General features: G+C 71.4%; 19 protein-coding genes and 1 tRNA gene. 8 read left to right on the top strand and 12 right to left on the bottom strand.

Features of this window, described 5'->3' with window-relative positions:
* Positions 1 to 98: 98 nt before the first annotated feature.
* Positions 99 to 938: a DUF6517 family protein gene (locus EXE48_RS05120; protein WP_137710910.1), complete on the bottom strand. Its 840-nt coding sequence runs from the start codon at positions 936 to 938 to the stop codon at positions 99 to 101.
* A gap of 84 nt (positions 939 to 1,022) precedes the next feature.
* On the opposite strand from EXE48_RS05120, the gene EXE48_RS05115 reads away from it, so the two are divergent.
* From EXE48_RS05115 to EXE48_RS05100, 4 genes are all read left to right on the top strand, one after another.
* A complete protein-coding gene (locus EXE48_RS05115) occupies positions 1,023 to 2,252 on the top strand; it encodes a thiamine ABC transporter substrate-binding protein (protein ID WP_137710909.1) in 1,230 nt (409 codons plus the stop codon).
* Positions 2,253 to 2,279: 27 nt separating this feature from the next.
* A complete protein-coding gene (locus EXE48_RS05110; RefSeq protein WP_137710908.1) occupies positions 2,280 to 4,088 on the top strand; it encodes an ABC transporter permease in 1,809 nt (602 codons plus the stop codon).
* A complete protein-coding gene (locus EXE48_RS05105) occupies positions 4,078 to 5,220 on the top strand; it encodes an ABC transporter ATP-binding protein (protein WP_137710907.1) in 1,143 nt (380 codons plus the stop codon). Before EXE48_RS05110 ends, EXE48_RS05105 begins: the two co-directional genes overlap by 11 nt.
* 404 nt (positions 5,221 to 5,624) lie before the next feature.
* Positions 5,625 to 5,882: a DUF7561 family protein gene (locus EXE48_RS05100; protein ID WP_049932058.1), complete on the top strand. Its 258-nt coding sequence runs from the start codon at positions 5,625 to 5,627 to the stop codon at positions 5,880 to 5,882.
* Between the two features lie 42 nt (positions 5,883 to 5,924).
* On the opposite strand, the gene EXE48_RS05095 is transcribed toward EXE48_RS05100, so the two are convergent.
* Positions 5,925 to 8,306 (bottom strand): amino acid permease, encoded by a 2,382-nt coding sequence (locus EXE48_RS05095; protein WP_137705087.1) that lies wholly within the window; start codon positions 8,304 to 8,306, stop codon positions 5,925 to 5,927.
* 196 nt (positions 8,307 to 8,502) lie between these two features.
* Here EXE48_RS05095 and EXE48_RS05090 point away from each other — a divergent pair, with 196 nt between their 5' ends.
* Positions 8,503 to 9,612, top strand: a complete 1,110-nt coding sequence (locus tag EXE48_RS05090) for a pyridoxal-phosphate-dependent aminotransferase family protein (RefSeq protein WP_137710906.1) — start codon at positions 8,503 to 8,505, stop codon at positions 9,610 to 9,612.
* Between the two features lie 33 nt (positions 9,613 to 9,645).
* Here the strand turns inward: EXE48_RS05090 and EXE48_RS05085 are convergent, their stop codons facing one another.
* From EXE48_RS05085 to EXE48_RS05075, 3 genes are all read right to left on the bottom strand, one after another.
* Complete coding sequence (locus EXE48_RS05085; RefSeq protein ID WP_137705086.1) at positions 9,646 to 9,948, bottom strand: hypothetical protein; 303 nt, start codon at positions 9,946 to 9,948, stop codon at positions 9,646 to 9,648.
* Positions 9,949 to 10,063: 115 nt separating this feature from the next.
* On the bottom strand, positions 10,064 to 10,363 hold the full coding sequence (locus tag EXE48_RS05080) for a DUF424 domain-containing protein (RefSeq protein WP_053770320.1): 300 nt from the start codon (positions 10,361 to 10,363) through the stop codon (positions 10,064 to 10,066).
* On the bottom strand, positions 10,364 to 11,227 hold the full coding sequence (locus EXE48_RS05075) for a tetratricopeptide repeat protein (protein ID WP_053770319.1): 864 nt from the start codon (positions 11,225 to 11,227) through the stop codon (positions 10,364 to 10,366).
* Between the two features lie 108 nt (positions 11,228 to 11,335).
* Between EXE48_RS05075 and EXE48_RS05070 the strand changes: the two genes are divergently transcribed.
* Positions 11,336 to 12,034 (top strand): SdpI family protein, encoded by a 699-nt coding sequence (locus tag EXE48_RS05070; RefSeq protein ID WP_137710905.1) that lies wholly within the window; start codon positions 11,336 to 11,338, stop codon positions 12,032 to 12,034.
* Positions 12,035 to 12,118: 84 nt separating this feature from the next.
* Positions 12,119 to 12,781 (top strand): DUF7119 family protein, encoded by a 663-nt coding sequence (locus EXE48_RS05065; protein ID WP_137710904.1) that lies wholly within the window; start codon positions 12,119 to 12,121, stop codon positions 12,779 to 12,781.
* 32 nt (positions 12,782 to 12,813) lie between these two features.
* On the opposite strand, the gene EXE48_RS05060 is transcribed toward EXE48_RS05065, so the two are convergent.
* Positions 12,814 to 14,145 carry a M20/M25/M40 family metallo-hydrolase gene (locus EXE48_RS05060; protein WP_137705084.1) on the bottom strand — a complete coding sequence of 444 codons (1,332 nt, stop codon included), beginning with the start codon at positions 14,143 to 14,145 and terminating at the stop codon, positions 12,814 to 12,816.
* Positions 14,146 to 14,250: 105 nt separating this feature from the next.
* Between EXE48_RS05060 and EXE48_RS05055 the strand changes: the two genes are divergently transcribed.
* A tRNA-Lys gene (locus tag EXE48_RS05055) sits at positions 14,251 to 14,324 on the top strand.
* A 207-nt stretch (positions 14,325 to 14,531) separates the two neighbouring features.
* On the opposite strand, the gene EXE48_RS05050 is transcribed toward EXE48_RS05055, so the two are convergent.
* The 6 genes from EXE48_RS05050 to EXE48_RS05025 all read right to left on the bottom strand — a co-directional run bounded on the left by EXE48_RS05050 (position 14,532) and on the right by EXE48_RS05025 (position 20,422).
* Positions 14,532 to 15,188: a lactate utilization protein gene (locus EXE48_RS05050; protein WP_137710903.1), complete on the bottom strand. Its 657-nt coding sequence runs from the start codon at positions 15,186 to 15,188 to the stop codon at positions 14,532 to 14,534.
* A gap of 309 nt (positions 15,189 to 15,497) precedes the next feature.
* Positions 15,498 to 17,150 carry a thermosome subunit alpha gene (gene thsA, locus EXE48_RS05045; RefSeq protein WP_137711036.1) on the bottom strand — a complete coding sequence of 551 codons (1,653 nt, stop codon included), beginning with the start codon at positions 17,148 to 17,150 and terminating at the stop codon, positions 15,498 to 15,500.
* 587 nt (positions 17,151 to 17,737) lie between these two features.
* Positions 17,738 to 18,280: a 16S rRNA 3'-interacting factor aDim2p gene (locus tag EXE48_RS05040; RefSeq protein WP_053770313.1), complete on the bottom strand. Its 543-nt coding sequence runs from the start codon at positions 18,278 to 18,280 to the stop codon at positions 17,738 to 17,740.
* 103 nt (positions 18,281 to 18,383) lie between these two features.
* The gene (gene rio1, locus EXE48_RS05035) at positions 18,384 to 19,352 is read right to left on the bottom strand and encodes a serine/threonine-protein kinase Rio1 (protein WP_137710902.1); all 969 of its coding nucleotides are present in this window, start codon (positions 19,350 to 19,352) and stop codon (positions 18,384 to 18,386) included.
* Between the two features lie 66 nt (positions 19,353 to 19,418).
* Positions 19,419 to 19,967: a Holliday junction resolvase Hjc gene (gene hjc / locus EXE48_RS05030; protein ID WP_137710901.1), complete on the bottom strand. Its 549-nt coding sequence runs from the start codon at positions 19,965 to 19,967 to the stop codon at positions 19,419 to 19,421.
* An 83-nt stretch (positions 19,968 to 20,050) separates the two neighbouring features.
* Positions 20,051 to 20,422, bottom strand: coding sequence for a rhodanese-like domain-containing protein (locus tag EXE48_RS05025; protein WP_053770310.1), 372 nt, complete (start codon positions 20,420 to 20,422; stop codon positions 20,051 to 20,053).
* Between the last annotated feature and the right edge of the window lie 64 nt (positions 20,423 to 20,486).

The following is a 20,486-nucleotide window of genomic DNA, read 5'->3' as shown; positions in this document are numbered from 1 at the left end:
AGCGGCCGCCGGCGGCGGCCGCTCGGAGGCACGCGCCGCCGCACTTCTCTAAGCAATATATTTCGACGGAACTCGGAAATTCCGGATCCCTTCCCCGCTCACGCCACCGAGATGAGCAGCTGCGAGACCTCGACGTCGAACTCCGCGGGGTCGGTCGCGAGCGCCTCGGCGGTCTCCGCGTCGGCGACCCGTCGCACGACCGTCTCGGCGTCGACCGCGTCGGGAAGCGACTCGTCGAGAACGGCCGTCAGCCGCTCCGTCGGGTACGCGCCGCCGGAGACGATGACGTCCGTCCCGTCGTGCCAGACGCCGAGCCGGGCCCCGATTTCGAGCCGCCGGTCTATCTCCGCCGTCGTGCCGTTCGGGAGGGGAATCGCGCCGTCGATCGCGTGCGCGCCCGTCAGCCGCCACGCCGTCGCGGTGTGACCGGACCGAACGGTGGTGATCCCCTCGTCGGCGACCTGAACGTCCTCGATGCCGGCGTTCCGGAGCCGCGTTCGGAAGGCGTCGACGGCCGCCGTCTCGACCTCGCTCATCACCCGGTCGCGGCCGACCTCGCCCGGAAGCCCGTCGATCGCGGGCCGGAGGTCGACCCGCGTCGCGAAGAAGACGACGGGCGACCCGTCGGCGTCGACAATCTCCGCGAGCGCGTCCGCGACGGGCGCGTACTCGAAGATCCGCGTGCGTTCGAGCGCCCGGACGGTGACGGGGCCGTACGACTGCTCGAACGCGGTGCCCTCGGACGCGTCCGTCCGCCGCCAGTCCTCGATGCGGTCGCTCGTCACCTCGGGGGCCGGAACCGGGCCGTCGCGGCCGCCGAGACAGCCGGCGAGGCCGGCGACGCCGACCGCCGCGCCGCCGGCGAGCAGCCGCCGTCGGGTGGTCGGCCCGAACTGCGCCGAATTCTCTGCGGAGCCGTTTCTCGGTGCCTCTCCCATGCGAATTCGACGGGCGCGACGGGGAAATTCGTGTCGCCGTCGACACGGATCGCTTATGTAACCACCGAGTACAACAACCGAGTGATGACCACCGACGAGAGCGAGACGCGGCAGCGATCGGCCCGGCCACGCACCCGACGACGCTTCCTGACCGCGGCCGGGGCGGCCGGGGCCGTCGCGCTCGCCGGCTGCAGCGCCGAGCGGGTCGACGACGGCGACGGGTCCGACGGCGGCGACGGCAGCGGGAACGGGACGGACGAGGACGGCACCGACGGCGGCGACGGAGAGACGCAGACGCTGACGGTCGCCACGTACACGAACTTCATCGACGCGCCCTCGGTGAGCCCGGGCGAGTGGCTCAAAGAGGAGTTCGAGAGCCGGTACGACGCCGAGTTGGAGTGGGCGACCCCGGACAACGAGGTGAACTACTACATCGAGCGCGCCGCGTCGGGCGCGGGGATCGACGCCGACCTCTACGTCGGCCTCACCACCGAGGACCTCGTGCGCGTCGACGGCGAACTGGACGAGGACCTCTTCGCCGAGGCCGGCGACGTCGAGGGGCGCGACGCGGTCAAGGAGGGCCTCCGGTTCGACCCGTTCGACCGGGCGGTCCCGTTCGACACCGGGTACGTCAGCCTCGTGTACGACGGCACGACGACGGAGGCGCCCGAGACGTTCGAGGGGCTGCTCGACGACGAGCACGCGGGCGCGCTCATCGCGCAGAACCCCGGCGGCTCCTCGACCGGGCGCGCGTTCCTCCTCCACACGATCAGCCGCTTCGGCGACGGCGGCGTCGCGAGCGACGGGGACGGGGAGGCGATCGAGGGCGGCGACGGCGACCCCGACTACGACTACCTCGACTACTGGGCGGACCTCCAGGCCAACGACGTGCGCGTGCTGGGGAGCTGGGACGACGCGTACTCGGCCTGGAGCGAGGGCGAGGCGCCGATCGTCGTCTCCTACTCCACCGACCAGGTGTTCGCCGACATGGAGGGCGCGGACCTCGAGGAACACCAGATCCGCTTCCTGAACGACCAGGCGTACGCGAACCCCGAGGGGATGGCCCTGTTCGCCGACGCCGACGAGCCCGCCCTCGCGCGGCGGTTCATGTCGTTCATGCTGGAGCCCGAGGTCCAGGGCGAGATCGCCCAGCGCAACGTCGCGTTCCCCGCGACGGACGGCGCCGAGCTGCCGAGCGACTACGCCGAGCTGGCCAAGGAGCCGAGCGACCCGGTGACGTTCACCTACGACGAACTCCAGGGCTCGGTCGACGCGTGGGTCGAGGCCTGGGAGCGGCAGTTCGCCGGGAACTAAGCGCGTGGCCGACGTGGGGCCGAGCGCGTGACGGGACCTGACGGCGGCCGCGCGGGGCGGCTGGCCCGCTTGCGCGAGGGCGTCGAGGCGAACGCGCTGACCGCGCTCGCGGTCCTCACCAGCGCCGCGCTCGTCGTCGCGTTCTACTACCCGGCCGCGACGGTCCTGATCGAGGCGGTCGTCGTCGACGGCGCCGTCACCCTCCGCGTCTTCGCGGACGTGCTCACCGACCCGTTCTACTTCGGCGAGCTGGCGCGGCTGCTGTCCGGCGAGCCGCCGGCCGCCGTCGCCCGGTCGCTGCTCTCGCCCGACCGCCGGCTCGGGGTCGTCGGTTTCACCGCGTACCAGGCGGTCCTCTCGACGCTCGCGAGCGTCGCCCTCGGGCTCCCGGCCGCGTACCTGCTCGCGCGCTACGAGTTCCCCGGCCGGCGGACGCTGCGCTCGCTCACCATCGTCCCGTTCGTCCTGCCGTCGATCATGGTCGCGGTGGGGTTCGTCGCCACGTTCGGCGAGAACGGGACGCTGAACGCCGCCCTGACCGCGCTCGGGCTCCCGCGGGTCGAACTCATGTTCTCCCTCGAAGCGGTGGTGATCGCGCACGCCTTCTACAACGCTCCGCTCGTGGCGCGCGTGACGACCGCGGCGTGGGAGTCGGTCGACGCCAGCGCGGTCGAGACCGCTCGCAGCCTCGGGGCGGGACCGGTCCGGGCGTTCTACGACGTGGTCGCGCCGCAGGTGTACCCCGCGGTCCTCACGGGCGCGGCGCTGACGTTCGTGTTCACCTTCGGCACCTTCCCCATCGTCTTGGCGCTCGGCGGGTTCGAGCTCGTGACCGTCGAGGTGCTCGTCTACCGGCTGGTCCGCGACCTGAGCTACGCCGAGGCCGCGGCGCTCGCGATCGTCGAGCTCGCGGTGTCGCTCGCCGTCCTGCTGGCGTACCTCCGGTACGAGGCCCGGAACGCGACGAGCGCGCGGGGGGCGCGCCCGCTGCCCCGGCGCTCGCTGTCACCGCCCGCGCCCACGCTCCGGGAACTGCTGCCGCGGGCGGGGCTGGCCGCCTACGCCGTCGTCGCCGGGGTCGTCTTCGTCGCGCCCATCGCGTCGATGGTCCTCGCGTCGCTGACGGGGGGCGACGGCGCGCTCACGCTGGAGCACTACCGGTTCCTGGTCGAGCGCCAGCGAACGGGGGCGGCGTTCCAGGTGCGGCCGCTGCCCGCGATCTACAACTCGCTCGCGTTCGCGACGGCGGCGACCCTGCTCGCGCTCCCGATGGGCGTCGTCGTCGCGGTGCTGACGACGCGACGCTACCGCGGGCGGACGCTGGTCGACGCGGCCGCGATGGCGCCGCTGGCGGTGTCGGGGATCATCGTCGGTCTCGGGCTCCTGCGGGGGCTCGTCTTCGGCGTCGAGGTCGCCGGGTGGCGGATCGCCGCCGGCGGCGCGGTCGCCATCGTGGTCGCGCACGCGGTCTCGGGGTACCCGTTCGTCGTGCGCACCGTCTCGCCCGGGCTCGCCGGGCTGGACCGCTCGCTCGTCGAGTCCGCGCGGGCGCTCGGCGCCTCGCGGGCGCGGGTGATCCGCGACGTCGAGATCCCCCTGGTCTGGCCCGCGGTCGTCGCGGGCGCGGCGTTCGCGTTCGCGGTCTCGATCGGCGAGTTCACCTCGACGGTCGTGCTCTCGACCGGCGCCGACGCGTACACGATGCCCGTCGCGATCGAACGGTTCATCGGGCGGCGGCTCGGACCGGCGACCGCCATGGGCGTCGTCCTGCTGGTCGTCACGGGGCTCAGCTTCGTCGTCATCGAGCGGCTCGGGGGTGATCACCGTGGGCTCTGAGCGCGACGCGGCGTTCGAGAGCGACGGCGAGGTCGCGGTCGAACTCGACGGCGTGACGAAGCGCTACGGCGAGACGACCGCCGTCGACGACGTGACGCTCCGGGTGCGCGAGGGGGAGTTCTTCACGCTCGTCGGGCCCTCCGGCTGCGGGAAGACCACCACGCTCCGCCTGATCGCGGGGTTCGAGGAGCCGACGAGTGGGACGGTCCGCTTCGCCGGCGCGTCGGTCGCGGGCGTGCCCCCGGAGGACCGCGACGTGGGCGTCGTCTTCCAGAGCTACGCGCTGTTCCCGCACATGACCGTCGGCGAGAACGTCGCGTACGGGCTCAACTTCGTCGACCCGCCCGAGGGCGTCACGCGCGACGAGCGCGTCGCCGAGCTCCTCGACCTGGTCGACCTGCCCGACGCCGCCGACCGCGACCCCGAGAGCCTCTCGGGCGGGCAACAGCAGCGGGTCGCGATGGCGCGGGCGCTCGCGCCCGGGCCCGACGTGCTCCTGCTCGACGAGCCGATGAGCGCGCTCGACGCGCGGCTCCGCGAGCGGCTCCGCGCGCAGGTGAAGCGGATCCAGTCCGAGCTGGACATCACCACGATATACGTCACCCACGACCAGGAGGAGGCGCTGGCGATATCGGACCGCGTGACGGTGATGAACGACGGCGCCCCCGAGCAGGTGGCCGCGCCCCGCACGGTCTACCGTCAGCCCGCGACGCGGTTCGTCGCCGAGTTCGTCGGGGACAACAACGTGTTCGCCGGGACGGTGACCGACGCGTCCGCGGCGGGCGAACTCGCGGTCGAGGTCGACGGCGGCGGCGAGACCCTGCGCGTGCGGACCGACGACGACCCCGGAGCGGCCCCGTCGGTCGGCGACCGGATCGCCTTCTGCGTCCGTCCGGAGAACCTCCGCGTCGCCGGCGCGGACGGAGGTCCCAGAGACGCCGCGGCCCCCGCGGGCGAGAACGCGCTGCGCGCGACCGTCGCCAGCGCGGAGTTCCTCGGCGAGACGACGCGCGTCACGCTCGACTGGGGCGACCGCGAGCTCGTCGTCCGCGTCGTGGACCCGATCGACGGCGCGGTCGCGGTCGGGTTCGACCCCGAAGACGCGCACGTGATCGGGGTCGAATCGCGGTGAACGGCACCGACTACTTATAAATACGTGCGGTGGCGCGTGCCTGCGAGCGGCCGGAGCGAAGCGGAGGCCGCGAGTGAGCACGCGCGAGGGACGCGGTGAGCGCTCGGAGAGCGCGAACCGCGAGGCTGGGGAGGCGTGAGGTGCGCGTTGCTGTGCTGTCGAGGTGGGACTCAAAGGGGCAGCCGGCGAGGCGGGCGCAGGCGACGCAAGCACCGCAACGAGGGAGCGGTAGCGACCGAGTGAGGCGCGCAGCGAGCGTGCGCCCGCCTCGCCGGCTGGGGCTTTGGCGGTGTCGTCCGTCGACTCGCTAACGGCCGTCTACCGAACAGTTCCATCGAAACCAGCCACGTAGTACACGTGTCGAGGCGACACGCCTTACCCCGCGCGCCCCGTTACCTCCGAGTATGGCCTCCGAGGCGTGCGACGTCTGCGAGCGGTCCGTCCGGATCGCCGGCGGGATCGGCGACCTGTGGAACTTCGCGTTCGAGTCGACGCAGGGACTGACGCTCGAACTCACCGACGGCTCGGAGTTCTTCCTCTGTTTCGACTGCATGGAGCGGCTGCCGGACGACCACGAGCCGACCGCCGAGGACGTGGCCGCCCTCCGGGAACGCACCGACCCGGTCGAGGACGACGACAACCACTTCTGGCACTGGGGCTGACGCGGGGCACTCGCCCTCCGCTAATAAAAGGCGACCGCCGCGTCAGTCCGCCTTCGACTCCTCGCCGGACCCGCCCTCGTCTATCTCGGGCGTGGACGGCGCCGGCTCGACGCCGGTATCGGCGGGCGTCTCCGCTCCGTCGGTGACCTCGTTCGACCGCGCGCCGCTCCCGAACAGCCGGTCGAGGATGCCGCGGTCGCTGCGCTTCTCCGCGAGCAGCACGGAGCACTCCACCTCGTTGAGCACGTCTAACACGAGCGAGCCCCGGACCAGCCGCGAGAGCAGCCCCTTCTGCGTCGCGCCGATGATGAGCATCGTCGCGTCGCGGGCGGCGCGCTCGATGCTGTCCTCCACGTCGCCGGTCTCGATCCGGAGCGCCGCGTCCGAGAGGTCGTGCTCGTCGGCCCACTCGGACAGGAACGCGCGGCCCTCCTCCTCCTCGCCGTCCTCGGCGACGTGGAGCAGGGTGACCTCGCCGTCGAACTCCGTCTGGAGCATCTTCGCGACCGCCCCGGAGAGGTCGGAGGCCGGACCGCCAGCGGTCGGCACGAGGATGCGCGAGGCGTCGAAGCCGCGGTCGCGGAACACGAGGAAGTCCGAGGGGAGCGAGTACGCCAGCTCGTCGACGGCGGACTCGGCGCGCCCCGGCGCCCCGTGGGAGTCCTTCCCCCAGCCCATCACGGTCATGTCGGCGCCGTAGGTGCGCGCGGCGTCGAACACCTCCTCGAACACGCGGTGCGACAGGACGACGTGCGTCTCCACGTCGACGCCGAACGTCTCGGCGTCCTCGCGGGCCTGGTCGAGGAGGCCGTGGGCCGCCTCGTGGGCGCCGCGGTCGCGGGCCGCCTCCAGGGAGGTCTGGTCGGGGACGTTCGCGATGTTGACCGCGACGACGGTGCCGTCGCGCTGCTTCGCGATGGCGGACGCGAGCGTGATCAGGTGCTCCTCGGTCGCGGGGTTCGCGAGCGGCACCATCACGCGGTAGTCGCCGCCGCTCGGCTGGACGGAGGTCGCCGCCGAGACGGCCGGCTCGGGCAGGTCCTCGGAGCGGTCGAGGATCCACGTCCCGAGCACGCCGCGCGACTCCACCTTCCCGCGGGCGTACAGCAGGTACCAGAGCAGCGCGAAGACGACGAGGCCGGCGGACAGCAGGATGATCGTCGGGTCAATGTAGTAGATCAGCGCGAACGACGACACCGCGCCGATTATCGGGACGACGGGGTAGAAGGGGACCTCGAAGTCGGGGTCGTACCCCTCGACCTCCGACTCGCGCATCACGATGAGCGCGAGGTTGAGCAGGCCGTACACCACGAGGTGGAGCACCGACCCCATCGTCGACAGCGACTCGACGCTCCCGGCGACGAGGAAGAGGACGATGAGCGCGCCGGTGAGCGCGATCGACTTGTACGGGGTGCCGAACCGCTCGTGGATCTGATTGAGCTTCGGGGTGACGATCTTCTCGCGGCCCATCGCGAAGTTGATCCGGGACGACGAGAGGATCGAGGCGTTCGCGGAGGAGGCGGTCGCGAGCAGCCCGCCGATCAGCAGCATGGCGGCGCCGACGGCGCCCAGCGAGAAGCCGAACAGCGAGTACTCGCCGAACAGCAGCCTGGCGGCGTCGACGACCGCGGTCTCGTTGTTCGCGACCAGCTCGTTCGGCACCGCGGCGAGCAGCACGAGGAGGAACAGCGCGTAGACGACCGTAACGATGATCACCGAGCCGAGGACCGCGAGCGGGAGGTTCCGCCCGGGATTTTTGATCTCCTCGGCGACCGAGGTGATCTGGACGAAGCCCAGATACGAGACGAAGATGATCCCCGTGACCGGGAGCACCTCGCTCGTCGTCCCCGGCGGCGCGAGGGGGCGAAGCGACGACATCTCGGCGTTCAGCAGGCCGACAACGGTGAAGACGGCGAGGATGCCCAGAAGCGACATCACGATGACGATCTGGAGCCCGCCGGTCTCCTTCGCGCCGAAGTAGTTGACGGCGATGAAGAGCAGCGCGCCCGCGAGGCCGATCACCTGCGCCGCCTCCAGCGTCACGAATCCGAGCCCGATCGGCCCGAGGCCGACCAAGGCGTTGACGTACTCGCCGAAGCCGTACATGTAGAACGCCGACGCGAACGCGAGCCCGAGCCAGTTCGCCCACCCCGCGACGGAGCCGAACATGGGGCCGAGCGCGCGGTTGACGTAGAAGTACGCCCCGCCCGACTTCGGCATCGCGGTCCCCAGCTCGGAGGCGGACAGCGCGGTGAACAAGGCGATCACGCCGCCGAGGACGAAGGTGAACGCCGCGAGCGGGCCGGCGCGGGCGACCGCGGTGCCGGGCAGCACGAAGATCCCGGCGCCGATCATCGTCCCGATCCCGATGGTGAGCGCCGCGAGCGGACCGAGGTCCTTCGCGAGCTCCTCGTCGCCGCTCACGGCGGGCCACCTCCGGCGGTTGCGACTCTCGGTGCGTGTATCATACCACAATTCAACCGCCCGGTCGTATAAACCCGGCTGATCCGGGCGACGGCACCGTTTCCGCGAGGCGACGGCGACCGCGCGTCGCGCCTTTTGAACGGAACACAAGGACCATACCCTCACGCGCCCCGGTACGATCTAACAGGTGGATCCCGTGACGAAGAAACGCGAATACCGCGACGACTACGACGAGAAGACGCTGTTCATCCCCGGCCCGACCGAGGTCCGCGACGACGTCATCGAGGCGATGGCCGAGCCGATGTTCGGCCACCGGATGGACCGGATGACCGACCTCTACACCACCATCGTCGAGGACACGAAGGAGTTCCTCGGCACCGACAACGAGGTCGTGATCCTCACCGGCTCCGGGACGGAGTTCTGGGAGGCGACGACGCTCAACCTCGTCGACGAGCACGTCCTCGTGCCGACCTGCGGCGCGTTCAGCGAGCGCTACGCCAACGTCGCCGAGCGGCTCGGGAAGACCGTCCACCGTCTGGAGTACGAGTGGGGCGAGGCGGTCAAGCCCGAGGACGTGCGCGACGCGATCGAGTCCGCGGACGTCCACTACGACATGGTCGCGGGCGTGATGAACGAGTCCTCCACGGGCGTCCGGAACCCGGTCGAGGAGATCGGCGATGTCCTCAAGGAGTACCCGGACACCTACTTCGCCGTCGACGCCGTCTCCTCGCTCGGCGGCGACTACGTCGACATCGACGAACACGGGATCGACGCCGTCTTCGCGTCCACCCAGAAGGCGTTCGCGATGCCGCCGGGGCTCGCCGTCTGCGTCGTGAGCGACGACGCCTACGACCGCGAGGTCGAGAAGGGCGACTCCTCGTGGTACGGCGGCTTCCGCCGCACCATCGACTACTACGACCGCAAGGGACAGACGCACTCGACGCCCGCGATCCCGATCATGTTGGCGTACCGCACGCAGATGAAGCGCATGCTCGACGAGGGGCACCGCGCCCGCGACGCGCGCCACCGCGAGATGATGGAGTACGTCCACGACTGGGCCGACGAGCACTTCGCGATGTTCCCCGAGGCGGGCTACGAGTCGCAGACGGTCGCCTGCATCGAGAACGCGCGGGGGATCGACGTGGCCGCGACGATCGAGGAGGTGAACGAGGAGTACGACATGGCCTTCTCGAACGGCTACGGCGACCTCGGCGAGGAGACGTTCCGGATCGGCCACATGGGCGAGCACACGGTCGAGAGCGTCAAAGCGCTCACCGACGCCATCGAGGACGTGGCGGACCTGTAATCCGGCGCCCGCACCGACCGAGTTCGAGCCGCGTCAGTCCCCGTCGCGGTCGGCGACCAGTTCGATCCGGTAGGTCCGCCCGCCGGCCTCGGTCGGGGTCGCGTCGACGACGACGAACGCGTGGTCGCCGACGTCGACGATGTCGCCGGTGGCGAGCGGTTCGCGCCGCTCGTCGCCGCCGTCCGCGGTCGCGCCCCCGCTCGCCGCCGCGGCGACCGCGTCGGGACCGACGCCGAGCGCCGCCTCCCCCCGGTCGACGGCGCGGCGCCAGAACGCGTCCGAGGGCTGCCGCGGCCCCAGCCGCGACGCCAGTTCGCTCCGCGTGAGTCGTCTCATCGGATCCGCCTCGTCGCGCGCGCCCTTAGCCGGTTCGGATCCCGGCGAGACGGCGGGCGACGGCGACCGCGACGTCGACGGACCGCGCGTCCGGGTCAGTCGGACCGGGCCGCGTCTACAGCCAGAGCAGTTGCGCGTGCCGCGTCCCGTCGAACTCCAGGACGGTCTCCTCGTCGACGAGGCCGGCCTCGACGGCGACGCCGACCGCCTCGGTGCCGACGATGTTCGCGACCTGCGCGCGCCGGAGCCCCTCGACCACCTCGTCGGCGGTCGCCTCGACGGCGTCGTCGCCGCCGTAGAACGCCTCGCTCACGGTGAGCGTCGCGCGCCCGTTGTCGTACGTCTCGCCGAGACAGTCCGGGTCGCAGACGGAGACGAGCCGTCCCTCTGCGGTCTCGCGCTCGCGGAGCAGCATTCAGAAGCCCTCGGGCCCCTCGCCCTGGAGCTCGCGCTCCGGGGCCTCCTCGCCGCCGCGACCGCCGGCACCGCCGCGACCGCCCCGCGGGGGCTGGCCGCCCGGCCCGGGCGCCTGCCCGGTCTGTTCCTCGACCATCTGCTCTTCCGCCTCGCGGCGGAGCTCCTCGGCGCGGTCGGCGACCTCCTCGGCCTGCTCGTGGTCGCCGGCCTCCTCGAGGGCGCGGGCCTTCTCCTCTAAGACGCCCGCGTCGCGGTAGCCGAGGCGGATCGCGTTGTCGAAGCACTTGACGGCGTCCTCGGCGAGGCCGCGCTCGACCAGGAGGAACCCCCGGTTGTACCACGCCTCGGCGAAGCGCGGGTCGGTCTCGACGGCGCGCTCAGCGTGTTCGAGCGCCTGCTCGCCCCGGCCGGACTCCCAGAGGGCGTACGCGAGGTTGGTCTCGGCGGTCGCGGCGTGTTCGGACTCCTCGTCGATGCGCAGCGCCTCCTGGTAGGCGCCGATCGCCTGGTCGAACTCCTCCAACTGAGCGTGGGCGGCGCCCTTGTTCACCCACGCCTCTTGGGCCTCCAGCGAGCCCTCCTCGGCGAAGTTGGCGGCGCGCTCGAACGTCTCCGTCGCCTCCTCGAAGCGGTTGATCCCCATGTACGAGAGGCCGACGTCGATCAGCTGCTCGACGTCGACGTCCTCGCTGCCGATGTTCCGGCGGTCCAGCTCCTCGGTCAGCACCCGGGAGTCGACGGGGTCGACGCGGCTCGGGTCCTCGCCTAACTCGGGCGGGTCGAGGGTGAACGCGTCGTAGTCGGCGTCGACGCCCTGCCCCGAGGAGAACTCGTGGCCGTCGTCGTCGCGTTCGTCGGTCATACGCCCGGATTGGCGGTCACGACGCGTAAGGGTTGCGTCGTGCCGGGCCCGCGGGGGCGACTCCCACGGGTGAAGCTTTTCGTCGGTGGGGCCCGTCTCTCCGCGCGTATGCCCTCCGACTCCCGACTCTCCACGCGGCTCCGGTTCGGCGTCGCGGCCCTCCTCGTCGCCGTCGGCGCCGCCGCCAGCCTCGCGGTCGCACCGGGCTTGCCCGAGCGGATGGTGACGCAGTGGAACGGCGCCGGCGAGCCGACCGGAACCCTCCCGCGAACGCTCGGGATGTGGTTCGTGCCGGGGCTCGCGGCCGGGCTGATCGGCCTGTTCGCGCTGCTCCCGCGGATCGACCCCCTCGGGGAGAACATCGCCGCGTTCCGCGTCCACTACGACCGGTTCGTCGTCGTGGTCACCGCGTTCCTCGTCGCCGTTCACCTCGCCGTGCTCGCCGTCAACCTCGGCTACGCGGTCGACGTGACGACGCTCGCCGTGGCCGGCGCGGCCGCGCTGTTCTACTACCTCGGGACGCTGCTCCCGCACGTCGAGCCGAACTGGTTCGTCGGGATCCGGACGCCGTGGACGCTCAGCGACGACGCCGTGTGGGACCGGACCCACGCGCTCGGCGCGCGGCTGTTCAAGCTCTCCGCCGCGATAGCGGTCGTCGGCCTCTTCGCCGGCGAGTACGCGGTGTACTTCCTCGTCGGGCCGGCGCTCGCGACCGCCGCGGCCACCGTCGCGTACTCGTACGTCCTGTACGCGAGAGGGCCGAACGAGGGGGACGACGGCGACGCCGCGGCCCGAACGGCGAAGTAGGGCCCGCGCCGAGGGGCGTCCCGCGTTCGGGCGAGTTCCGCCCCGGTGCCCGGCGTTTATACCTGCGGCCCCGAAGGGACGTGTATGACCGAGGAGTCACGCGCTGACCGGCGGTCCCCCGTCGGCGAACCGGTGGTCCGGTCGGACCCGGCGGTGACGGGCGACCGGGCCGCGGACGCGGTGGGGTTCGACCCGAACGACCCCGACAGCGTCGCGGAGGCCGCGGAGACGGTGGCCCGCTTCGCGGCCGGCGACGTGAGCGACGACGACAACGTCCTGATGCTGCGCGGCGCCGCCGCCTGCGCGGCGCTCGTCCGCGGCGTGGGGTCGTACAAAGAGGCGGCCGAGCGCGGGGGCGAGGGCGTCTCCGTCGCGTTCATCCGCAAGTGGGCGCGGGTCCACGACCTGCCGCAGGCGGTCCGGCGGCAAGTCGCCAACGGGCGGATCGCGCCCAGCGCCGCGAAACACGTCGCGCGGCTCGGCGGGCGGGACCGCTACCTGCTCGCGTGGGCGACGATAGACGGGGACCTCACGGTCCGCGAGGTGCGCGCCGTCGCGTCGGCGGTCAACGACGGGGCGGACGTCGCGGCCGCGGTCCGCGACGCGGGAGTCGAACTCGGCCGGCTTCAGCTCCGGCTCCCGGCGGACACCTACGTCGAACTGCGCCGCCGGGCCTCCATGGAGACCGTCGAGCCGGGCGCCATCGTCGCGGACGCGCTCGACGAGTACCTCGGCGACGACCGGTAGACGACGAGACCGAGGGAACCGCGCGTCGCCGACTAGGCGGCGTAGTCGGTCGCGAACCGCTCGGCGGCGGCGGCGACGGCGTCCCGCGCCGCGACGACCTCCTCCCACGCGATCGTCTCGTCCGGGTAGTGCGCCTCGTCGATGGTGCCGGGACCGAACAGCACCGCCGGGATCCCGGCGGCGACGAAGTGTCGCGAGTCCGCGCCGTACGTCGCGCCCCGCGGCTCGACGTCCGGGTGGCCGGTCGCGGCGAGGCCGGCGCGGACCGCCTCCACGACCGGCTCGTCGACGGCGATCTCGGCCGGCTCGAACTGGACCGAGAACCGCTCGAACCGGGGCGGGTGCTCGCGCAGCCAGGGGTCGTCGGTCGCGACCCGGTCCAGCCGCTCGCGGAACGCCGCCTCCACCTCGGCGACGGTCTCGCCGGGCGCGACGCCGATCCGGAACTCCGCGTCGAGCGTCGCCGGGACCGTCGAGGCCCACGAGCCGGCCTCGACCCGACCGCAGACGACCGGCCACGGGACCGGGAAGGACTCGTACAGCGGGTGCGACACCGACTCGGCGCGCTCGGCCTCTAAGTCGGCGAACGCCTCTCGCACGGCCTCGAACCGCGGGAGCACGTCCTCGCCGCGCCACCGGGTGGCCGCGTGCGCGCTCCGCCCGTCGATCTCCAGCCGGGCCATGAGCGACCCCTCGCAGGCGACGACGGGGCGCAGCTCGGTCGGCTCCGCGACGATCGCCGCGTCGCGCTCGAAGGGGAACGGGCTCGCGAGCGCGGCGGTCGCGGCGCCGTAGCCGCCGTCCTCCTCGCCCGCGACGGCCTCGACGACGAGCCGGAGCCCGGACGGTGGGAGGTCGACCGAGCCATCCGCGACCCCCTCGCGGACGTCCACCGCGGCGCCGACGCAGGCCGCCAGCCCCGACTTCATGTCGGCGGCGCCGCGGGCGGTGAGCGTCTCGCCGTCGCGGCCGGGCGGCGCGTCCCGGGCCGCACCGTCGCCCCAGACCGGCTCGAACGGGTCGCTCGACCATTCGGCCGGCTCGGCGGGGACGACGTCGAGGTGGCCGTTCAACACGAGGGTGGGGACCGAGTCGTCCCCGTCGCCCGCGTCGGTCGCGTCGGTCGCGTCGCCGAGTTCGAGAACGCCCGCGACGCTGCGCCGCCCCTCGACGGCCGCCGCGTCGAGGTCGTCCGGAAAGGAGGGGTGGTCCGCGAGGACGGCGGGGTCGGCGTCCCAGGCGTACGTCTCGAAGCCGAGGTCGGCGAGTCGCTCCGCGACGAACGCGGCCGCGGCCGCCTCCTCGCCGGCGGTCGAGCGGTGCCGACAGAGGTCGGCGGCGAACGCGCGCATGTCGAAGTCCATGGTCGCGGCGACGGCGGGGGCCGGGAAACCGTTTCGGGTGGCGACGCCGACCCCTACCGCGGTTCTAAACGTTTATCCGTCGGCTGACCCTACGACAGTTCGTCTGGGCCGGTAGCTCAGTTAGGGAGAGCGTCCGGCTTTTAACCGGACGGTCGGGGGTTCGAATCCCTCCCGGCCCGTACAGCGAGACGGTGAGCAGCGCGAACCGTCGAGCGAACCGGTCGGGAGGGATTCGAATCAAGGAGCGGGAGGTGAAGCGAGCGTAGCGAGCGAACGGGAGCGACCGTGGTTCGAATCCCTCCCGGCCCGTATCCTCGCGGGTCGTAGCATTGCTCGCCGCGAGGCCGTCGAAAGGGGAAGAAAGCGCGTGGAGCGTCGGCGCGGGCTCAGTACCCGAGCTGTTCGCGCACGAGGACGACCGTCGTGCGGCCCTCCTCGGTCTCGCGGCGGTAGATCAGCTGCTTCGCGATGGCGGACTCGACGCCGTACGCCTCCTGCGCGCGCTCGTTCTCCAGCGGGTACGCGACCGACTCGAGCCGGTCGAGGGCGTCGTCGAGCGTCGGAACGATCTTGTTGATCCCGGTGACGATGACGACGTTGCCCGCGGCGAACGGGTACGCGCCGATCCGGCTGCCGGAGAGGTCGGCGGCGACGAGCTCGCCCGTCTGCGCGACCGCGTTGATGCCGCCGAGGAAGTAGTCCGCGGTCTGGGACTCGCGCCGCGCGGCCTGTCGCTCCGCGTCGTCGTCGATGCCCCAGATCCGGTCCGGGAGGCTCTCCCACTCGTGGTCGCCCTCGCTCAGGAACTCGTCGAACCCGATCTCTTCGAGCGTCGTCGAGTGCCCGTTCATCACGGAGACCCCGGCGGGGATCTGCGACGTCACGGTCTCCAGCGCCTCGTCGGCGTTGTCGACGACGACCACGTCGAAGCCGCGCTCCTCTAGGTTCGCGACCGTCTCCTCGACCGTCTCGTCGTCGGGAAGCTCGTCTAGTTCCGCGTCGATCTCGGCGTCGTCTGCGTAATCGGCCTTCTGCTGTGGCATGGTGAACGTGAGAACCTCGTCGGATCATCGGAGGGCCGGGAGTCACTTAACCGCTCGCGGACACCGCCGTCCGGTGGTTACGCGGGTGTTACCCTCGTGTCGTCGGCGACGAATGTGGGGATCAGTAGCGCGGGACTCGGTGGGGAGAAGTGAGGATCCAGACCGGGGAACAAGCGCGTCGCTACGCGGGTCCGATCGTCGATAAAAGTCGCGTGTCGTCGGGCCCGAAGGGGCGCGCGACGGTCGGTCTGCGGACGGTTCGGCGAAGCGGCTGCGGTCGGATTGGGGTGTGAAGGCGTTAGCCGAGCTTCACATCGCGCCGCCCATACCGCCCATGCCGCCCATGCCGCCGCCCATGCCGCCGGGCGCGCCGCCGGGGCCGCCGTCGTCGCCGCCGTCATCGGTGCTGCCGCCCTTGAGGTCGCCCGCGGCGATGACGTCGTCGATGCGGAGGATCATGACGGCCGCCTCGGTGGCGGACTCGATGGCCTGGGTCTTGACGCGGAGCGGCTCCACGACGCCCTCGGCCTCCATGTCGATCACGTCGCCCGTGTAGGCGTCGAGACCGGCGCCGAACTCGCCGCCGTCGTGGCGGGAGCGGAGGTCGACCAGCGAGTCGATGGGGTCGAGGCCCGCGTTCTCGGCGAGGGTGCGCGGGACGACTTCCAAGGCGTCGGCGAACGCCTCGACGGCGAGCTGCTCGCGGCCGCCGACGGAGTCGGCGAAGTCGCGGAGCTGGAGCGCCAGCTCGGCCTCGGGGGCGCCGCCGCCGGGCAGCACCTTCCCGTCGAGCAGCGTCGTGCGGACGACGCCGAGCGAGTCGTCGATGGCGCGCTCGACCTCGTCGACGACGTGCTCGGTGCCGCCGCGGAGGATGAGGGTGACGGACTTCGCCTCCTCGACGTCCTCGACGAAGATGCGCTCGTCGCCGCCGATGTCCTTCTGGGCGACGGAGCCGGCGAAGCCGAGGTCGTCCGTCTCGATGTCGTCGAGGTTGGAGACGACGCGGCCGCCGGTCGCGCGGGCGAGGCGCTTGAGGTCGTCGGACTTCGCGCGGCGGACGGCCAGGATGCCCTCCTGCGCGAGGTAGTGCTGCGCCATGTCGTCGATGCCGTCACCGACGAAGACGACGTCGGCGCCGATCTCGGTCAGGTGGTCGACCATCTCGCGGAGCTGCTCCTCCTCCTGGTCGAGGAACTGCTGGAGCTGGTCGGGGTCCGTGACGTTGACCTCGGCGTCGATCTCCGTCTCCTTCACTTCGATGGCGCCGTCGAACAGCGCGACGTCGGCGTCCTCGACCGCGAAGGGCATGTTCTCGTCGACGCGCTCCTTGTCGACGATGACGCCCTCGACGAGCTCGGACTCGTCGATGGAGCTGCCGACGACCTTCTCGACGGAGACGTTCTCCGTGTCGATGCCGTCGTCGTCCTGGACCGCGAGGACGGCGTCGACGACGAGCTCGGCGAGGAGGTCCTTGGAGTTCTCCGCGCCCTTGCCCGTCATCGCCGTCTCGGCGATCTCGACGAGCGTGTCGCGGTCGTCGGCGGAGACGTCGATGGCCTCCTCGTCGAGGATCTCCTTGGCCTTCTCGGCGGCCTGGCGGTACCCCTGCGCGAGGGTCGTCGCGTGGATGTCCTGGTCGAGGAGCTCCTCGGCCTGGTCGAGGAGCTCACCGGCGACCACGACCGCGGAGGTGGTGCCGTCGCCGACCTCCTCCTCCTGCGTCTCGGAGACCTCGACGATCATGTTGGCCGCCGGGTGGTCGATGTCCATCTCCTTCAGGATGGTGACGCCGTCGTTCGTGACGACGACGGACCCGCCGGAGTCGACGAGCATCTTGTCCATCCCTTTCGGGCCGAGCGTGGTGCGGACGGACTCCGCGACCGCCTTGCCGGCCGTGATGTTCATGTTCTGCGCGTCCTTTCCGGAGGTACGCTGCGACTCTTCAGAAAGTACGATCATGGGCTGATTGCCCATCCGCTGACGCTGTGACATTACAGCCATTGATTGATTGTGATTCTATATAAACCCTTCGCTCGTATCGTGCGGAACCGCAACACGGTGGGGGAGTATCGGCCGGTATGCGGTGCGTTCACACGGGTCTTTATATAGAACACCAGATCAACTGCTGGACGCGCATTGTTTATAAACGGACCGCGGTGGCGCGTGCCGACGAACGCCCGGAGGGCGTGAGTCGCACGCGTGAGGGAGTCGCTGGCTCCCGGAGCGAAGCGGAGGGTGCCAGCGACGAGGCTGGGGAGGTGTGAGGCTGCGGTTGCTGTGCGGTCGGGGTGGGGCTCAAAGGGGCAGCCGCGAGGACGCCGTAGGCGACGCAAGCACCACAGCGAAGGAGCGGTAGCGACTGAGCGAGGAGCGCAGCGAGCGTACGGCGTCCTCGCGGCTGGGGCTTTGCAGGTAGTCACCGTCGATCTGTGGTCAGCTGTTTATAAGCCAGCGGCTGAGGCTTTGACAGTACTCACGACACCGCTGGTAACAACACTTCATAAACAAACAGCGACGGCGACGCCGAAAGTGATAACGGATCCTGCTTACTGCGGCGCGCTGAAGCTCACGTCGTCGTCGAGCTCGTTCGACATCCGCTCCAAGTACGAGTACACCGCGCCGTGCGGGGCGCCGTCGAGCAGCATCCCGACCGCGCGCCGGACCACTTCCAGCTCCTCGGGCTGGCCGACGGCGCCGACCGTCGAGCCGTAGACGACGACGTTCGCGCCCGACAGCTCCTCAATCAGTTCGCGCGTGCGACCGTTCTCGCCGATGATCCGGCCCTTCTTGCGTTGGAGGTCGTTGTCGTTGCGGGTGTGTTCCGACAGGTCGATCAGATCGAGCGTCCGGAGGTCGTGGTCGAGGATCGACAGCGCCGTCTCCGGCTTGAAGCCGCGGCCGATCGCCTTGATCACGTCGGGGGCCACCATCGCCGCGACCGGGTCGTCGCGCTCCTCGATGGCGACGCTCCCCGACTCGGAGTCGATGTCGAGCCGCACGTTCGCCCGCTCTTCGATCTCCCGCATCGTCTCGCCGCCGGCGCCGATGACGACGCCGATCCGGTCCTGCGGAACCGTCACGTGTTGCATGCCACGGGGTACCCGGCGGAGCCTTTTAAGCGTGTTCCGCCGCGGGCGGTGTGTGGCCGCGTGACGGTGGTCTTCGGCCGCTTACGCCGGAGCCCGCGTCGGTCTACTCGGTCGCCCCTTCGTCCGACTCCGGTTCGCCGTCCGCTCCCGGCTCACCCGTCGGATCCGGTTCGGGCTCCGTCACGTACGCGCGGAGGTCGTCGGGGTCGACGTCGATCCCCTGACGCGTGAAGAAGGCGGCCACGTTCTCGCAGTCGCGCGTCAGGAACTCCCCGGCGTTGGGGTGGTGGACCGTCACCGCCTGCCCGAGGTCGATGATCACCAGCTCGCCCTCGTGGATGATCATGTTGTACTCCGAGAGGTCGCCGTGGATCAGCCCGGCGCCGTACAGGCGGCGCATGTACTCGCGGACGACCTCGTAGGCGGTCTCGGGGTTCTCCACGTCGACCTCGCTCAGCCGCCGGGCGCGGTCCTCGGCGTGACCGACCAGTTCCATCACGAGGACGTTGCGCTGGACCGCGATCGGTTCGGGCACGCGGACGCCGGCCTGTCGCGCACGCGAGAGGTTCGCGAACTCCTTGCGGGTCCACGCCAACACCACCGCCTTCTTGTCGCTCGCGATCCCCTCGAAGCGCGGGTCGCCCTCCAAGTAGTCGCGCATCTGCCGGAAGTTCGAGGAGTTGATCCGGTACACCTTCACCGCGACCTCGCGCTCGGGCGTGACGCCCTCGGGGCCGCCGCCGGCGGCCTCCGACCCCGGCTCCGGCCGCTCGCCCGCCTGCCCGCCGAGCGCCTCGAAGACGCTCGCCTCCTTCCCGGTCGACACCGGGCCGCCGAAGGCGTCGACGTAGCCGTCTTGGACCAGCTTGTACACCGCGGCCAGGGTGGCGTCGTCGAACACCGACTCCTGCAGCTTGAACTGCTCGGTGTCTTTGATCCGCTTGCGGAACTCGTCGAACTCGCGGTCCTGCCGCCGGGCGATCCGGTCGGCCTCGGTGTCGGAGACGTCGAGCTGCTCCCACTCGTCGCCGGGCTGGTCCGCGGGTTCGAGCAGGCCGAAGTCCTCGCTCATTCGTCCCGGGGTTCGACGCGACGAGGGATAAGCGAGGGGGTCGCGCGGCGCGGGAGGTCCGCCGCGCTACAACACGTCGAGCGCGTCCTCGACCGGCATGTGGCCGTCGCGGACGGCCTCTAGGATCGTCCGCCGCTCCCCGGTCTCGGGGTCGACCTCGTCCGCGTCGCCGTCGCCCCCGCCGACCTCGCCGAGCGTCACCTTCTCGGTCTCACCGACGAACTCGGGGAAGTCGGTGCCGTCGGCCAGCGCCGTCTCCTTCTTCACGCGGTAGGAGCCGGCGTCCGTGGTGTAGAGGTCGCCCGGGTGGAAGAAGTACCAGTCCTCGCGGTCGAACCGGACCGCGATCCGGGCCTTCGCGCCGAAGTTCCGCGCGAAGAAGAGCAGCGCCTCCACCTCCTCGCCGGTGAGGTAGATGGGGTCGCCCGCGCTCGACTTCGCCTCGATGGCGTAGAACCTCTCGCCGTCGCCGGCGAGCACGTCGGGCAGCTCGCGCTCCGTGGCGGAGCCGCTGGCCGGCGCGCGCATTACCGCGAACCCCGCCTCGTCCAAGGCGTTCACCAGCTCGCGCTCGCGGCGGTCCCCCTTCCGGTTAGCGGACACGGTCGTCGTCACCCGGTTCGGTCATGGGCGCCGTAGGCGCGAGGCGGGCAAAAGGGCGGCGGGTTCCGGCGCCCGAGTGCCGCGACCGCGCGCGATCACCCTCGCAGCCGCCACCACAGCGACCGGATCCTGTAGCCGAGCGACCCGCGCTGGTACCCGCTCCACCCGCTTATTCCGCCGGCGAGCGTCGACGCCTCGTAACCCGCCTCGTCGAGCACGCGGGTCGCGCGCTTGGCGACGATCCCCATCTTACAGACGGTGACGACCTCGCGGTCGTCGGGGATCTCGTCGAGCCGGCGGCGGAGTTGGGCGTCGTCGCCGCTCCGGAGGTCGTCGTACACCGGCACGTTCCGGCTCCCGTCGATCGCGCGGCGCCCGTAGTCCGACTCGGGCCGAATGTCCAGCAGGAACGGCTCGTCGTCGGTGCCGAGGCGTTCGTCGAGTTCGTCCGGGCGGATGCGGCTCATGGGCGGACGGACGGCCACGCGGGGGAAACCCCTGCCGACCGCGGCCGGCACTCGGCGACCGGGA

The sequence above is a fragment of the Halorubrum sp. ASP1 genome (genome assembly GCF_005435135.1).
Lineage (GTDB): Archaea > Halobacteriota > Halobacteria > Halobacteriales > Haloferacaceae > Halorubrum > Halorubrum tropicale.
This window is presented reverse-complemented; position numbering and strand designations above follow the sequence as displayed.